This window comes from Mesorhizobium sp. WSM4845 (assembly GCF_055811455.1).
This window is the reverse complement of sequence record NZ_JBVVQA010000016.1, coordinates 86,399-100,612: the sequence shown is the minus strand read 5'-3', so window position 1 is coordinate 100,612 and position 14,214 is coordinate 86,399. Positions and strand designations below refer to the sequence as shown.

Annotated in this window: 15 protein-coding genes, 2 tRNA genes and 1 pseudogene; 5 read left to right on the top strand and 13 right to left on the bottom strand. The window is 61.2% G+C overall.

Features of this window, described 5'->3' with window-relative positions:
• Positions 1-40: 40 nt before the first annotated feature.
• The 10 genes from AC0L2C_RS19180 to AC0L2C_RS19135 all read right to left on the bottom strand — a co-directional run bounded on the left by AC0L2C_RS19180 (position 41) and on the right by AC0L2C_RS19135 (position 6,220).
• Positions 41-116: transfer RNA gene (locus tag AC0L2C_RS19180), tRNA-Phe, on the bottom strand.
• A 196-nt stretch (positions 117-312) separates the two neighbouring features.
• The gene (yacG, locus tag AC0L2C_RS19175; RefSeq protein WP_027155506.1) at positions 313-516 is read right to left on the bottom strand and encodes a DNA gyrase inhibitor YacG; all 204 of its coding nucleotides are present in this window, start codon (positions 514-516) and stop codon (positions 313-315) included.
• Entirely contained in the window at positions 513-1,139 is a 627-nt protein-coding gene (locus tag AC0L2C_RS19170; protein ID WP_023803279.1) for a Maf-like protein, read from the bottom strand. The genes yacG and AC0L2C_RS19170 overlap by 4 nt, the downstream gene beginning before the upstream one ends.
• A gap of 27 nt (positions 1,140-1,166) precedes the next feature.
• A complete protein-coding gene (gene infA / locus AC0L2C_RS19165; RefSeq protein WP_006200926.1) occupies positions 1,167-1,385 on the bottom strand; it encodes a translation initiation factor IF-1 in 219 nt (72 codons plus the stop codon).
• A 204-nt stretch (positions 1,386-1,589) separates the two neighbouring features.
• Positions 1,590-2,054, bottom strand: a complete 465-nt coding sequence (locus AC0L2C_RS19160) for an arsenate-mycothiol transferase ArsC (protein ID WP_473524168.1) — start codon at positions 2,052-2,054, stop codon at positions 1,590-1,592.
• A gap of 1 nt (position 2,055) precedes the next feature.
• On the bottom strand, positions 2,056-2,541 hold the full coding sequence (locus tag AC0L2C_RS19155; protein ID WP_027155503.1) for a UPF0262 family protein: 486 nt from the start codon (positions 2,539-2,541) through the stop codon (positions 2,056-2,058).
• A 5-nt stretch (positions 2,542-2,546) separates the two neighbouring features.
• Positions 2,547-3,839, bottom strand: a complete 1,293-nt coding sequence (gene hisD, locus AC0L2C_RS19150) for a histidinol dehydrogenase (protein ID WP_473524128.1) — start codon at positions 3,837-3,839, stop codon at positions 2,547-2,549.
• 9 nt (positions 3,840-3,848) lie between these two features.
• Positions 3,849-4,283, bottom strand: a complete 435-nt coding sequence (locus tag AC0L2C_RS19145; protein WP_128175663.1) for a DUF2948 family protein — start codon at positions 4,281-4,283, stop codon at positions 3,849-3,851.
• 299 nt (positions 4,284-4,582) lie between these two features.
• Positions 4,583-5,875: a UDP-N-acetylglucosamine 1-carboxyvinyltransferase gene (gene murA / locus AC0L2C_RS19140; protein ID WP_473524127.1), complete on the bottom strand. Its 1,293-nt coding sequence runs from the start codon at positions 5,873-5,875 to the stop codon at positions 4,583-4,585.
• Positions 5,876-5,995: 120 nt separating this feature from the next.
• Positions 5,996-6,220 carry a hypothetical protein gene (locus AC0L2C_RS19135; RefSeq protein WP_473524126.1) on the bottom strand — a complete coding sequence of 75 codons (225 nt, stop codon included), beginning with the start codon at positions 6,218-6,220 and terminating at the stop codon, positions 5,996-5,998.
• 270 nt (positions 6,221-6,490) lie between these two features.
• Here AC0L2C_RS19135 and AC0L2C_RS19130 point away from each other — a divergent pair.
• Positions 6,491-6,565: transfer RNA gene (locus AC0L2C_RS19130), tRNA-Thr, on the top strand.
• Positions 6,566-6,998: 433 nt separating this feature from the next.
• Here the strand turns inward: AC0L2C_RS19130 and AC0L2C_RS19125 are convergent.
• On the bottom strand, positions 6,999-7,508 hold the full coding sequence (locus tag AC0L2C_RS19125) for a ferritin-like domain-containing protein (RefSeq protein ID WP_473524125.1): 510 nt from the start codon (positions 7,506-7,508) through the stop codon (positions 6,999-7,001).
• Between the two features lie 764 nt (positions 7,509-8,272).
• On the opposite strand from AC0L2C_RS19125, the gene AC0L2C_RS19120 reads away from it, so the two are divergent.
• The 3 genes from AC0L2C_RS19120 to AC0L2C_RS19110 are packed head-to-tail and all read left to right on the top strand — an operon-like array spanning position 8,273 to position 10,181.
• Positions 8,273-8,917 carry a hypothetical protein gene (locus AC0L2C_RS19120; protein ID WP_287053141.1) on the top strand — a complete coding sequence of 215 codons (645 nt, stop codon included), beginning with the start codon at positions 8,273-8,275 and terminating at the stop codon, positions 8,915-8,917.
• Complete coding sequence (locus tag AC0L2C_RS19115) at positions 8,914-9,309, top strand: phage holin family protein (RefSeq protein WP_023800246.1); 396 nt, start codon at positions 8,914-8,916, stop codon at positions 9,307-9,309. Before AC0L2C_RS19120 ends, AC0L2C_RS19115 begins: the two co-directional genes overlap by 4 nt.
• Positions 9,306-10,181 (top strand): hypothetical protein, encoded by an 876-nt coding sequence (locus tag AC0L2C_RS19110; RefSeq protein WP_473524124.1) that lies wholly within the window; start codon positions 9,306-9,308, stop codon positions 10,179-10,181. The genes AC0L2C_RS19115 and AC0L2C_RS19110 overlap by 4 nt, the downstream gene beginning before the upstream one ends.
• On the opposite strand, the gene AC0L2C_RS19105 is transcribed toward AC0L2C_RS19110, so the two are convergent.
• Positions 10,074-10,817: a KTSC domain-containing protein gene (locus tag AC0L2C_RS19105; RefSeq protein ID WP_473524123.1), complete on the bottom strand. Its 744-nt coding sequence runs from the start codon at positions 10,815-10,817 to the stop codon at positions 10,074-10,076. The genes AC0L2C_RS19110 and AC0L2C_RS19105 overlap by 108 nt on opposite strands.
• Before the next feature lie 221 nt (positions 10,818-11,038).
• On the opposite strand from AC0L2C_RS19105, the gene AC0L2C_RS19100 reads away from it, so the two are divergent.
• Positions 11,039-12,130: a hypothetical protein gene (locus AC0L2C_RS19100; protein ID WP_473524122.1), complete on the top strand. Its 1,092-nt coding sequence runs from the start codon at positions 11,039-11,041 to the stop codon at positions 12,128-12,130.
• Here AC0L2C_RS19100 and ligD read toward each other — a convergent pair.
• Positions 12,039-13,861, bottom strand: a pseudogene (gene ligD / locus AC0L2C_RS19095) (DNA ligase D). The gene AC0L2C_RS19100 and the pseudogene ligD sit on opposite strands and share 92 nt — an antisense overlap.
• Positions 13,862-14,214: the final 353 nt, after the last annotated feature.

Sequence of the window (14,214 nt, the reverse complement as noted above, 5' to 3'; positions counted from 1 at the left end):
GAACAGCGCCAAAAAGACAAACGGAAACAGTGAGGTAGGATGGTGCCCAGAGGCGGATTCGAACCACCGACACGCGGATTTTCAGTCCGCTGCTCTACCAACTGAGCTATCTGGGCCTGTTCCGGCACGCGGGCAGTTCTGCACGCCGGATTCTTGAAAGCGCCGCAGGCGCCCCTTGAAAGCGCGTGGGTTATAGCACGGGAATCCGGCCTGTCCAGCGCCTAAGCGTTGATTTCAAGCGGCAAACGAGCAATCACTGGACAGCTCGATTCATGGGACGCGGTCGAAGTCACCAAGCCTTGCCGAACAGCTTCATTTGGGAGGGTCGTTGTCCGTTTCGTCCTCGTCGTCGCGGCCCGGAATGACATAGGCGCCCTTGAGCCAGCGGTTGAGGTCGATGTCCTTGCAGCGCACGGAGCAGAACGGGTAGGTCTCGCGCGCCGACGGCTTGCCGCATTCGGGGCAGGGCCGCTTGGGACGCAGCGGAGTGACCTTGTCGTCCGAACCCGAGTTCATGGCCGAACTGACTGCCAGTTGGCGTGCACCTTGAAGCCCTCGCCGGCCAGCAGCGCCACCGTCTCATAGAGCGGCAGGCCGACAACGTTGGTGTAGGAGCCGACAAGCTTGACCACGAAGGCGCCGGCCAGACCCTGGACTGCGTAGCCGCCGGCCTTGCCGCGCCATTCTCCCGAGGCCACATAGGCGTCGATTTCGGCGCGCGGCAGCCGCTTGAAACGCACCCTGGTCTCGACCAGTCGCTGGCGCAGCTTGCCGCTCGGCGTAACCAGGCAGATGCCGGAATAGACCCGGTGCGAACGGCCGGATAGCAGTCCGAGGCAATTGACGACGTCGTCGAACGTTTCGGCCTTGGGCAGGATGCGCCGGCCGACGGCGACCACCGTGTCGGCGGCCAGCACGAAGCTCGGTGCATAATCCTCTTCCGTCTGCAGCGAGGCCAGCGCCTTTTCGGCCTTTTCCTTCGACAGGCGCTTGGCCAGCGAGCGTGGATGCTCGGCGCGCAGCGGCGTTTCGTCGACGCCGGCCGGCAGCACGCGGTCCGGCTCGATGCCGGCCTGCTGCAGCAGTTCGATCCGGCGCGGCGAACCCGAGGCAAGCACGAGCTTCTGCAAAATGCTCATCGCGATCCCGGCCGAGCTCTGACGATCTTACTTGAAACGGTAGGTGATGCGGCCCTTGGTCAGGTCGTAGGGTGTCATCTCGACAAGGACCTTGTCGCCGGTCAGCACGCGGATACGGTTCTTGCGCATGCGGCCGGCGGTGTGGGCGATGATTTCGTGTTCGTTTTCAAGCTTCACCCTGAACATCGCATTGGGCAATAATTCCGTGACGACACCCGGAAACTCGAGGACTTCTTCCTTCGGCATTCGATACCTTTGCTTGGATGGATTCCCAGCGCCTAGAGCATGATGCCGAAAAGTGTGAAGCGGTTTTCGGACGACATCATGCTCTACTTCTTGGATTTAGAGGCGGATTCAGATTTCAGGTCGAACAGACCTGAAATCATCCGACTCTAGCCGGAATTTGGGCGGAACCTATATGATAATTGTGCGCTTGTGAACATGCTTAAATCAGCCCGGTTTCTCTGCTTCCGGCGCCAGAAAACGGCGGCCGATCCGCGCCTTCAGCCGTTCGCGCACCTCGCGATAGGCGGCCATGATCTGCTCGCGCGTGCCGCCGACGCCAGTCGGGTCCGGCATCGGCCAATATTCGACGTCGACGGAAAGCGAGCGGGTAAGCTCGAGCGCGGTGTGGTGGGCTTCCGGCGACAGCGTGATGATCAGGTCGAAATAGTCGTCCTCGAGATCGTCCAGTGTCCTCGGGTGCCGGTCGCCGAGCGAAAGCCCGTCCTCGGCCAGCACGGCGTCGACGAACGGGTCGCGTTCGCCGCCGCGCACCCCGGCCGACGCGACGAAAGTCGCGGCCGGAAGCACTTTGCGCGCCAGCAGTTCGGCCATCGGCGAGCGCACGGCATTCATGGCGCAGACGAACAGGATCGAGCGGGGCGGGATCGAGCGGGGCAGAGGGACTGACAGTTCAGCCTCGCCAGTGCAGTACGCAGACCAGCGTGAACAGCCGGCGCGCCGTGTCGAAATCGATGTCGATCTTGCCGGCCAGCCGGTCCATCAGTGTCTGCGAGCCCTCATTGTGCAGGCCGCGCCGGCCCATGTCGATCGCCTCGATCTGGCTGGGCGTCGAGGTGCGGATGGCATCGTAATAGCTTTCGCAGATCATGTAATAGTCCTTGACGATGCGCCTGAGTGGCGTCAGCGACAGGATGTGGGTTACGACCGCCGCGCCATCCTCGCGCGTCACCGCGAAGACCAGGCGGGATTCGGCCAGCGACAGTTTTAGCCGGTAGGGCCCGGCGCCGTCGTCATTGACCGGCTGGAAGCTGTTTTCCTCGATCAGGTCGAAGATCGCCACCGCCCGCTCATGCTCGACGTCGGGCGTCGAACGGCCGATCGATTCGTCGAGTTCGACATCGATGAGCCTGGCACGGGTTCGATCGTAGTCCGCCATGTCAGCTACATATTCAGCCGGATGGCGACGGAGCGTCCATGCCCGTCGAGGCCTTCCGCTGTGGCCAGCGCGATGGCCGCCGGCGCCAGCGCCCGCAATTGCTCCGGCCCGAGCTTGAGGATCGAGGTGCGCTTGACGAAATCGAGCACCGAAAGCCCGGACGAGAAGCGCGCCGAGCGCGCCGTCGGCAGCACGTGGTTGGAGCCGCCGACATAGTCGCCGATGGCTTCCGGCGTGTGGCGGCCGAGAAAGACGGCGCCGGCATTGCGCATCCGCGCCAGGAAGGCTTCCGGCTCGTCGATGGCAAGCTCGACATGCTCGGCCGCGATGCGGTCGACCAGCGGCAGCGCCGCCTCGATTCGGGGGACGTGGATGACGGCGCCGAAATCGCGCCAGCTCGCCGCCGCCGTCCCGGCGCGCGACAGGTTTTGCAACTGGCGTTCGACCGCCTGTTCGACCGCCGCGCCGAAGACAGGATCGTCGGTGATCAGGATCGACTGCGCCGACACGTCATGCTCGGCCTGGGCAAGCAGGTCGGCGGCGATCCAGTCCGGATCGTTATTGCCGTCGGCCACGACAAGCACTTCCGATGGCCCGGCGATCATGTCGATGCCGACCGTGCCGAACACCTGGCGCTTGGCCGCCGCGACATAGGCATTGCCGGGGCCGACGATCTTGGCGACCGGCTTTATCGTTTCGGTGCCGTAGGCAAGCGCTGCGATCGCCTGCGCGCCGCCGACGCGGTAGATCTCGGTTATGCCGGTCAGGTCCGCCGCCACCAGCACCAGCGGATTGATGATGCCGCCGGGCGCCGGCACCGCCATGACGACGCGCTCGACGCCGGCGACCTTGGCCGGCACGGCGCTCATCAGCACCGAGCTTGGATAGCTCGCCGTACCGCCCGGCACATAGAGCCCGACCGCCTCGATCGCGGTCCAGCGCGAGCCGAGCTCGACGCCGGCAGCGTCGGTATAACGGTCGTCGTTCGGCCGCTGCCGCTCGTGATGCGAACGGATGCGGTCACGGGCGAATTTGAGCGCCTCGATCGTCTGCGGGTCGGCCGCATCGTAGGCCTTGGCGATGTCGTGTTGCGACACGGCAATGCCGAGGCCTTTCAGATCGGCCTTTTCGAATCTCTGCGTGTAGTCGATGAGCGCCGCGTCGCCCTCGGCGCGCACCCGCGCGATGATCGCGCGCACCACCGCGTCGACGTCCTCCGAGACCTCGCGCTTGGTCAAAAGGAACGCGGCAAACCGCTGCTCGAAATCGGCATCGGACAGACGAAGCGTGATGGCCATCTTGTGTCCTCAGGCTCCGTGGAAGGGACGCGACGTCGCTTCCCAGGCGCCGCCAATGTCAGCCAGCCGCGCCTCGATGCACTCGACATCGAGCATGATCGCGCCGCCGCCTGAAAAGATCAGCTCGACAATGCCGGCCGGCTTGTCGAGCGCGACGAAGCTGATCGCCAGCAGCGACAGCACCTCGTCCGGCTTGTCGCGGGCAATGCCGCTGGTCTTGGCGCCCAGCACCCGGTCGAAATGCAGCACGCTTTGCCGCCGCTCATTGTGCTGGCGGAAGAAACCGGATTTCGCCTCCCAGACGAAGCGGTTCATCGTCATCATGAAGCGCTTGACCGCCGGCATGTATTCGAGGTCGCCGACCTTGAGCACGGCGTCCTGGACGTGGGCCGAGACGATGCTCAGATCCTGATCGTCGAGCGCGACAAGCTTGAGAAGGTTCATGCGGAGTTCGCACCTGCGAAGGATTACATCAGTTTTCTGTTAGGCGGTCTTGGCGATCCGTGCAACCGCGCCACGGATTCCAGCACAATCGCATCAGGTTTGCGCCGCCCCTCACCTGCCTGCCGGCATCCTCTCCCCGCAGAGTGGCGGGGAGAGGGACGCCTTCGCAAGGATTTCGCCAATATCCGGCGTTGCAGAAAGGGCGCCGAGGTCGCGGCCAGCCCCTTCTCCCCGTCACTATACGGGGAGAAAATGCCGGCAGGCAGATGAGGGGCAGCGCCGACCTCAGGCCGTTACCTCTACCCCGAAATCCGCTCGATCTCCGCGCCGCAGCCGGACAGCTTTTCTTCCAGCCGCTCAAAACCGCGGTCGAGATGATAGACCCGGTTGACCGTGGTCTCGCCTTCGGCTGCCAGGCCGGCGATGACCAGCGACACCGAAGCGCGAAGGTCGGTCGCCATCACCGGCGCGCCCTTCAGCTTCGGCACGCCGTCGACGATCGCCGTCTGGCCGGACAGTGTTATGTGGGCGCCGAGCCGGGCAAGTTCCTGGACGTGCATGAAGCGGTTTTCGAAGATGGTCTCGGTGATGCGCGACTTGCCCTTGGCCATCGTCATTAGGCCCATGAACTGCGCCTGCAGGTCGGTCGGGAACGCCGGGAACGGCGCTGTCGTCACGTCGACCGGCGCAATGCCGGCGCCATTGCGCCTGACGCGGATGCCGGAATTGGTCTGCGTGATCTCGGCGCCGGTTTGGGAAATCACGTCGAGCGCGGTCTGCAGCAGGTCCGCCCGCGCGCCTTCGAGCACGACGTCGCCGCCGGTCATGGCGACGGCCATCGCATAGGTGCCGGTCTCGATGCGGTCGGGTATCACCCGGACGCGCGCGCCAGACAGCGCCTCGACGCCGTCGATGGTGATGGTCTGGGTGCCAGCGCCATAAATCCTGGCGCCCATGGCGTTGAGGCATTCGGCGAGGTTGACGATCTCGGGCTCGCGGGCGGCGTTTTCGAGCACCGTCTCGCCCTTGGCCAGGGACGCCGCCATCATCAGCACATGGGTGGCGCCGACCGACACTTTCGGGAAGACGTAGCGATTGCCGACAAGACGGCCGTTCCTGGTCTTGGCGATGACATAGCCGGTGTCGACGTCGATATCGGCGCCCAGCGCCTGGAGGCCTTCCAGGAACAGATCGACCGGCCGCGTGCCGATGGCGCAGCCGCCGGGCAGCGACACCTTGGCCTCGCCCATGCGGGCAAGCAGCGGGCCGATCACCCAGAAGGAGGCGCGCATCTTCGACACCAGCTCGTAGGGGGCCGTTGTATCGACGATGTTGCGGGCGGAGAAAGTGACGGTGCGCGAATAGCCCTCCTGCTGCTTTTCGCGGCGTCCGTTGACCGAGTAGTCGACGCCATGATTGCCGAGGATGCGGATCAACTGCTCGACATCGGCCAGATGCGGCACGTTTTCCAGGGTCAGCGTGTCGTCGGTGAGCAGCGAAGCGATCATCAGCGGCAGCGCGGCGTTCTTCGCGCCCGAGATCGGGATGCTTCCGGCAAGCTTGTTGCCGCCGACAATTCTGATGCGATCCATGGAAGAGCGTCCCCTCGGCCGAAAAGCCGGTTCAATCGGTTGAGTCTGTTGTGGCCCGTCTAAACCATTGGCCGGTTTGGTTCAAGAAACAGGATTCTCGCCCTGGCCAGCCTGTTGATATCAATCCTTTTGCGTTTCCCTTAAGGCGCCGAACCCTTCCGGCCGCTTGTCAGCCTCGCCAGTGCGTCGCGAGCGCGACTGCGCCTTGCGCTTCTGCAGATTGGCGCGCAATTGCTCGGCGAGCCGGGTCTGGCGGTCAGCCTTCTTCGGTGGGCTGTCCTTTTTCGATGGCCCGCCCTTGTCAGTTGGACCCTCCTTGTCAGATGGAATTGCCTTGTCGTTCATGGCTCAGTCCCGGCTGACGATTAGAGCGATGTGGTTCCGCTTGACGCACAAACTACGATCTAGCACTTTTGAATCCTGGCAACGTGCTTTCCGAAAATCGATCCCGATTTTCGGGCCGATGCGCCAGCGCACTATTCAGGGAAAGCCAACATTGTGGCGCTGCCATGTCCGCAAAAGCCGTTGGAGCGGGCTTTCACAGATGGCTTGCGAATGGCTTGCGCTTGGCCTTGCGCTTGCCGGTTCGATATGGCAGAAGCCCCGCCATCAGCGGCTGCGGTAGCTCAGTGGTAGAGCACTCCCTTGGTAAGGGAGAGGTCGAGAGTTCAATCCTCTCTCGCAGCACCAGTTTATCCCCTTGAAATCGTTCAACCACTTGACACGCAAGGCTCGCGTGATCGCTGCAGATTCCTTCAACGGAGTTGGTTGGCACAAGATCGACAACCGCAGCCCCTTGACATCGACGCGTATCCATTCCCATACGATGAAGGTGATGTGCGACGAGATTCAGGCTCCCACGGCCAGAACAGGTCATAGCGCCCGGGAATCAGCCATGCGTGCGAACATCCTGGCTGCACAAACCATGCCGGCTGGGATTTTCGCGAGGCCTGGCAAGCCTCGCGCAGGTTCTGCTTCGAACATCGCGCCGAGAGGGAGCGGTTTCTTTTAGAACGTCAACCAATCCGCCATCCCTTCGCGTCTGAAGCCCTACCGGGTTGACGTCGATCAGCCTCGTGCCGCCGAAGGATTTCTACAACGCGATGGCAAGACTTTAGGCATGTCACCGTTTCGCGGTGTCAGCATCCCGCTCGTCGCGTCTGAGGAACTCGCTGGTGACCGTGCCGAGTTGGTTTTCCAGCCAATCTGCCATCGCCTCTTCTTCGCGGAGGTTTTCTTTACACGCTCTTTGGGTCTCGGAGTCGCCGACCTCGCCGGCTGCGGCAATGAGCATTTTGTAGCTGGCGATTTCCATATGTTCGAATGTGTAGCTAGCCAGTGATCCTTTCATCACCTCGTCGCCTGCAAACATGCCGCTGATGTTCTGTCCGATGGCGATTAGCTTACCGCCGGCGTCCTTCAGCGTCGAAGATCCGTCGCCGATCCGATCGAGGCATTGTTCAAGACGTATTGCCTGTTGCCTCGTTTCTTCGAGATGCATGTTCATCCGGTCGCGAATCTCGGGATAGTTTTCGAGACGCTCGATTTGGCCGCTCAACATGGTCTCGGCTTGTTCTTCCATGGCGTGAGCGTCGCGAAGCCACTGCACCAGACGTTCCTTGGAGTCTGTCATGTCTGTCTCCGTTGGTCAGCATTGTCTTACTGCCATCGCAACGCCGCCACAGACCGTTAGTTCCGATCGCCTGCAAAGCGCAGTCGATACCCGGCGGTGACCACGACACCCCGTCCCGCAGGTCGCTGCCTCCCCGGCCAAAAGCCCCTTGAAGCGCAACATTAGCGTCCGCTGATAGTGCTCTGTGAGCAATCGACGTTGCCTGGTAGGCGCCGGCCGGCAGCTTTGGTCCGCCGCAGGAACAAGCTCCAGAGGTTAGGGCGGTGAGTATCTCAGATCAGAGTGGCCCGAGGACGAATGTGGCCAGTAGGGCAACAAAAAGCACAGCGGTGATCACGGCGCCCCACATGAGGACCCTTCCTGTGCCGCGTTGCTCTTCCTCGCGAGGTATCTCTTTCGCCATAGCAAGCATCCTTTTTGAGAAGTTCGGTGACTCAGCAACGTGTCTTGCGGAGGCTGGTTCCCGGCAGCCATCTTGAACAGATCAGCTTTCGGAGGGGCCTATTGATGCCCTGGTTCATTTGGATATTCCCTTGGACCCACGCCATGGGCGCGCTGTCGCTAGAAGTCCATGCGAGGGACGCCGGTTATGGCACCGAATTCTTACTGCTAATTTAGCTGGAAGTGATGGAACCTGTTTGCCCCCGCCAAGTTCGTTAGGCAATGGAGGAGATTGCCACCATGAACAGTGTCATTTATCTCATCGGCCTTGTCGTCGTCGTGCTTGCGATCCTCTCCTTCCTCGGATTCCATTAGGAGATACCATGCAGCGCGAAGACGATCAGGGCCGTAAGCCGGCCGATTTCGAAACAGCCAAAAGCGAACTGTCCGAACGGTTCCAGCAGGAAACGCAGACCGCGACAGAGGCGCTACACGACGCTCGCGACGAACTCGCCAGGAAGGCGGGCGACTACGCTGCTGAAGCGAAGCAGGCGTTGTTCGACAAAGCCGAGGGCACACAGCGCGATATCAGCTCCAACCTGAAGGCCTTTAGCGGAGCCTTGCGAGCAGCAAGCGAGCATCTGGCGAATAACAATCAACGGACCGCTTCGAAGTTCACCCTCGATGCCGCCGGCTCGCTTGAACGCCTTTCATCTTCGTTGAAGGACAAACCATTCGAAGATGTTCTTGGCGAGATGCGGTCTTTCGGCCGCGAAAACTCAGGGGCGCTGATAGCCGGCTCAGTATTGGCAGGCTTGGCGCTGGGGCGGTTTATCAAGAGCACGCCGCCATCTGCCCGGACCGAGACACCGAGTCGATCGCAAACAGACGGGGGTTCAGAAACGGTTTCGAACTCGGATCAGTCCGCTACGCGATCGGCAGAGGCACCTGACACTACGCCGCCTCCCTTCAATCAGCCCAGAGACGACAGGGATTTGGCAGGCGCAAGCCTGGAGCAGAACCCATGACCAACAATCAGGAAAGTCGCGGCCTCGCAACCCTCGTCAGCGATCTGGCACAGCAGGTCACAAGCCTGCTTCAAACCGAAAGTAGGCTGTTGCGGGCCGAAATGTCGGAGAAAATCAGCAAGGCCGGCGCAGGCGCCGCCGAGGTTCTGGCCGGCGCCATATGCCTTCTCGCGGCCTTGATGGTGCTTTTGCAAGCACTCGTAATCGCCCTGGCGAGTGCCGGCCTGGGAGCGGGATGGTCCTCGCTGCTGGTCGGGATCGTCGTCGCGATACTGGGGATCATTCTCTTGCGCTCTGGCACGAAAAGCATGGCTCCTTCCGAGCTAACGCCTGATCGCACACAAGACCAACTCAAGCGCGACGCGCGCGTGATCAAGGATCAAATAAGATGAGCGAAAAATCCGCAGCCGAGCTCGAACGCGATGCCGACATCGCCCGTGCTAAAGTAGCAGACACCGCCGATTCGATCCGCAGCAAGATGACACCGGGTCAATTGATCGATGAATTTACCGGGATGTTCGCCGGTGGCGAGGGATCTGCCATGCTTGGCAATCTCAAGTCGCAAGTCAGGGACAACCCGTTGCCATTGACGTTGATTGGAGCCGGCCTGGCCTGGCTGATGCTGGGCGACGGCACGTCGGCAACCAACTCAGCTGCCGCCGCCTATCGGACACGCACAGCTCCTTTCTCTAACTTGCGCGGCGATGATTTCAGCCAGGGCAACGAAGGGTCCGGAATCGGGGCGATGCTCTCCGATACCGCCGGTTCGGTTACATCAGCAGCAAGCGACGCGGCCGAAGCTGCAGCAAACGCTGCTACGGGCGCCAAGGAGAGGATGACAACAACCGCCGGACAGCTCGGCTCAAGCGCCAGCGAGATAGCGGCTCGGACGCGCCAATCGGCACAAGACCTCTTCGAGCGCGAACCGCTGGCTATCGCCGCAGTCGGCCTTGCGCTGGGCACTGCCATCGGGGTGATGCTGCCCCACACAGCCACAGAGGACGAGCAACTTGGCGCCTACCGCGACAAAATTCGCGACAGTGCGGAGGAGGTTTTCGAAACGGGCCTGGAGCAAGCAAAGCAAGTTGCCGCCGAGGCTTACGAAACGGTCAAGGAAGAGGCCGACCGGCAAGGCTCGGGTGGAGATGCCGGCACCCTAGCAGGCAAGGTCGGCAAAGTTGTTGAATCGACGGCAAAGCGAACCGAGGAAGCCATTCGCGATCGTTTGCCGGGGTCGTCGGACGAGTCTTCTACCACTACATAGCGTCGCCACCAGCCTGAATGACGCGCTTGGTCCATACGATGTCATCCGGCACCGTCGCCGGTCGTAACCACACCGAATCGGAAGGGATTGCGGAGGTGGTCTTGAAGTAGCGGCATTCACAATGGCGGCTTTGAACGCGGCGTAGGTCTCCGGCGGCACGTCCTCAAACTGGTAACATTTACCGCTGGCCACGAACCACGCCGAGAGGGTTCTGCGTTCCGGATCGTATTCCGTTTGCGTATCGAGGTGAACGCCATAACGCCCACACCTTGGTTCGGCGCGGGCCTGCGAGGTTTCTCCCCTTTGGGTCCTATGACGGTAGTTAGAAGATCGCCAGATCGTCCTGAACGCGGGTCTGCAACGACCTAAACTTGCGTCCCCGTCCACCGCGTGAAGGTGGACCGACCCCGCTACCGCGACGTCGAAAGCCAGCGCTTCAAGCAGAGGCGCGCCTATCGGGGATCGCTTCGCCGTCGGCACCTGACCCGATCGTTCCAGGTCGGCCTGGTCCGGTGCCTGAACGACCGCTTGGAAGAGCTCGCCCCCGTGGAAAGGGGCCTGATCCTGGTCAAGACCCCCCACACGAGAAAGAGTTCGCGCGAACCCATCCCGAAATGCGGCTGGTGTGTCGAGCATCGGCCCGCGCAGCGACGACGCCTAAAGGCCGGCAGACAGGCCGCCGAAAGGTCAACCTGAACCGCGCGTTGGGCAACCAAGTCCGAAACCAAGTTCGCACGATATTTGGAAACAAGATTAGTCCGGTTGCCTCCCCGGCCGTAAGCCTTGAAGCGGAACGTTAGCGTGCGCTGATGGTTTTCTTTCAGCAGTGGTTGGCAATGCGACGTCAGAGGCATCCAATGTTGACCGTCGAAGGAAAATGGATATGGGACAGCTGGTATTGCCGGGATGATCAGGGACTCTGGCATGCCTTCTTTCTGCAGGCCGATCGCTCGCTAGGGAATCCCGAACTGCGACACTGGAATGTTACCTGGGGCCTTGCCACAAGTCCTGACCTGCGCAAATGGACGTATCGGGGAACGGATTTCCGGCCGAGCAAAACTCCGTCTTTTGATGATCTGACGATCTGGACCGGCTGCGTTGTGCGGAACGACAGGAATTCATGGACCCTCTTCTATACCGGGACATCACGCGCTGAAGAGGGCAAAATACAACGGATCGGACGCGCTAGTAGCACCGATCTAGTCCATTGGAGAAGGCAGGGCCTTGCGCTTGAGCGCACCGGTGAGAATGCCGAGTATTACGAGGGTTGCGTTCCGCGGCGCTGGAAGGACTGCCCGCTGCGGGATCCTTGGGTGATACGTGACCCCGAGGGCTCTGGCTGGCTGATGTATTTCACGGCCCGATCGCCTATGCCATCGGATACCAATGCCTCTGGTGCAATTGGCGTTGCCCATTCGCACGATCTTGTAAATTGGCAGCTTCAGCCTCCGGTTTATGTCGGATCTTTCGGGGAAATCGAGGTCCCCCAAGTCTTCCAGCGGGGCGACAAATGGTTCTGCCTCTTCTGCACACATTCACAATGTTGGTCGGAAGAATTCAAACGCAACTATCCGGGAGAGCCGGTAGCGGGCATCCACTATATTGCTGCCGATCATCCCTTGGGGCCATGGAAACCGGCGGACGGTCCGGCACATTCGACTGCGAGATATATGCCGGGCGCCTTCTTACACATGGTGACCAGGACTATCTACTTGCCTTCATTTCGGGTCCGGAGGAGCGGTTTTCGGGGACAATCTGCGACCCTATTCCAATCCACTTTGACGCGTGCGGAAGATTGGCGTTGGTCGAGCCACGATCTCCAGATCCGCCGACTTATTAAAAGTCTCTGCTCTTCCTTCACGTCGGGCGATCTGAAAAATTGGCACGAGCGCGACCTGCTTTCCGCAGGCTTGTCTGCGGCGTCGGTCGAAATGGGCTTTGCAGCGTGAACGCGACTGGCAGAATTCCCTTTTCGACCAGGCTCCAGGTTACGGGAGCTGCTATCGGAAAGTATGGTCGGGCTCTTGGCGAATACGCACCGACCGCCGTGTTTCCTCGCCCATTTCGGAGATAATCCAGGAAGATCCGCCCTACGCGGGCGGACGGCGCAGCCGCCAACACGTAGCGATCGGGATACTTGTTGACCAGCTGCTGCGCCAGCCTGCGTGCATACTGCCTGGCCGCATCGTGGGTGATCGCAGCGTTCAGCGGCGCCATCACATGCACGCCTTTGCCGCCAGTCACCTTCGGCCAGCTGTCGAGTCCTGCTGAACGCAGCATATCGCGGAGCGCCAAAGCCGTGCCGGCAACTAGCTCCCATTCGACTCCTTCACCAGGATCCAGATCTATTACGAGGTGGTCGGCATGCTCGATATCATCAATGGTGGCGTTCCATGGGTGCAATTCGACAACGCCCATTTCCACCAAGCCAAGAAGCCCATCAAGGTCATCAACCCACAGCCTCACACCTTCGCCACCTTCGCGTTTCTGAACTCGCAGCTGATGCACGGCATGGGGAATTTCGGGCAATCTGCCCTTGTGATAGAATGTTGCGCCGTGCGAGTGGCGAACAAGCTTGAGGAGGCGCCGGCCGAGATGAACTAGTGCCTTCTTCGCCACCTTCTGCCAGTAGCTGATCAGATCCTCTTTCGAGGGCACGACGGCGTCGGGCAGCAATTGCAGAATGTTTTCGGGCGGGACGCCCAAACTTTCATCGGACGGCGGCCGCTTACGGGCTAAACGCGGCGCGCGGGCTGGTGGGCTCAGATCATCGCGCAGCCCCTTGAACACCGCCTCACGCAGCAGTCCGTCATCGGTGATCCCGCTATATTGGATTTCGGCCTCGACTGCTGGGTGCACCCAAGTTGCCTTGGGCTTGTCTATCGGTTCCGAGAGTGGAGATTTCGCCACAATCAGTGGGTCCAATCGTTCACGCACTTCGCGTGCATCCCGCAGGGTATAGCCGCTTTGCGCCTTGCCGGCATAGTGGACGCGATTCCCCTCGCGGCGGCCGAGATAAAGCGAGGCAATCCTGCGCGCTTCGCCCCCAGCTTCTCGACGAAGGCGACGATCGGAAAGTTGTCGCTCTTGATGCATTTGAGCTTGAGCCAACTCTCCTGCCGGCCGGAGCGATAGCGCGAATCTGCACGCTTCGACACGATCCCCTCCAGGCCCATTTCGCAGGCGTGCTCGAACACTGTCGGGCCGTCGCCCTCATAATGATCGACATAGATCAGCACCGGCGGCGCGCCCTCCAAGAGACGTTGCAAGGCGCGCTTGCGCTCCAGCAGCGGAGCGTCCCGCAGATTCCTGCCGTTGAGGTGAAGCAGATCGAAAGCGTGGAAGATCAGCTTCGTTGACTCAGCTTTTCCAAGCTCGCGGCGTAGTGCCTGAAAGTCAGGAAGTCCGGTAGCGCCTAACACAGTCGCCTCGCCATCGATGATTGCGCGCTTTGCTTTCAGCTCAGCCGCAGCACCGACAATCGGGCCGTATCGGTCGGTCCAGTCGAAGCCCCTTCGGGTGAAGGCCTGCGCCTTGCCCCGCTGGATGATCAGCTGGGTCCGATAGCCATCGTATTTGATTTCGTGAATCCATCCATCGCCCTGGGGCGGCTTCTCGACCAGCGTGGGCGTTTGGAATTCAATAAACGACAGCCGGCCAATGCCAGGCTCGGTAAGCATGCAATTGGACTCCAGACGCTTCGATTTGAATCAATATCCCCGTTTCGAATCGGTTCCGAAACAAAGTGAGGTCCGGCAGTGCTGGCATTCTCCCGTGTGAACAGAACTTGATCCCGCAGGCCCGCGGCAACGAAATCGGACGTCGCGCCCGCAGGCGTTTTTGATTTCCTCGCCTATGCCGGGCTTTGGCTTGTCTATGACGCACGCAGCCTCGATTGGCATTCGATTGCGACGCTAGCGACACGGGCCATGACGCTTTTCATCCAGCGCGCCGAACATCGCGATACTCAGGCCCTGCACGCCAAGACGGACGAACTGCTTCGCCGTCGACAAGGCTGACAGCGAGACGGTCA

Excerpts from the sequence above, each read along its gene's own strand:
- AC0L2C_RS19110 (WP_473524124.1), top strand. The coding sequence starts at position 9,306 with ATGAGCGAAAAATCCGCAGCCGAGCTCGAACGCGATGCCGACATCGCC.
- murA (WP_473524127.1), bottom strand. The coding sequence starts at position 5,875 with ATGGATCGCATCAGAATTGTCGGCGGCAACAAGCTTGCCGGAAGCATC.
- hisD (WP_473524128.1), bottom strand. The coding sequence starts at position 3,839 with ATGGCCATCACGCTTCGTCTGTCCGATGCCGATTTCGAGCAGCGGTTT.
- AC0L2C_RS19125 (WP_473524125.1), bottom strand. The coding sequence starts at position 7,508 with ATGACAGACTCCAAGGAACGTCTGGTGCAGTGGCTTCGCGACGCTCAC.
- AC0L2C_RS19135 (WP_473524126.1), bottom strand. The coding sequence starts at position 6,220 with ATGAACGACAAGGCAATTCCATCTGACAAGGAGGGTCCAACTGACAAG.
- AC0L2C_RS19105 (WP_473524123.1), bottom strand. The coding sequence starts at position 10,817 with ATGCTCGACACACCAGCCGCATTTCGGGATGGGTTCGCGCGAACTCTT.
- AC0L2C_RS19145 (WP_128175663.1), bottom strand. The coding sequence starts at position 4,283 with ATGAACCTTCTCAAGCTTGTCGCGCTCGACGATCAGGATCTGAGCATC.
- AC0L2C_RS19155 (WP_027155503.1), bottom strand. The coding sequence starts at position 2,541 with ATGGCGGACTACGATCGAACCCGTGCCAGGCTCATCGATGTCGAACTC.
- AC0L2C_RS19100 (WP_473524122.1), top strand. The coding sequence starts at position 11,039 with ATGTTGACCGTCGAAGGAAAATGGATATGGGACAGCTGGTATTGCCGG.
- AC0L2C_RS19170 (WP_023803279.1), bottom strand. The coding sequence starts at position 1,139 with ATGAGCATTTTGCAGAAGCTCGTGCTTGCCTCGGGTTCGCCGCGCCGG.
- yacG (WP_027155506.1), bottom strand. The coding sequence starts at position 516 with ATGAACTCGGGTTCGGACGACAAGGTCACTCCGCTGCGTCCCAAGCGG.
- infA (WP_006200926.1), bottom strand. The coding sequence starts at position 1,385 with ATGCCGAAGGAAGAAGTCCTCGAGTTTCCGGGTGTCGTCACGGAATTA.
- AC0L2C_RS19120 (WP_287053141.1), top strand. The coding sequence starts at position 8,273 with ATGCAGCGCGAAGACGATCAGGGCCGTAAGCCGGCCGATTTCGAAACA.
- AC0L2C_RS19115 (WP_023800246.1), top strand. The coding sequence starts at position 8,914 with ATGACCAACAATCAGGAAAGTCGCGGCCTCGCAACCCTCGTCAGCGAT.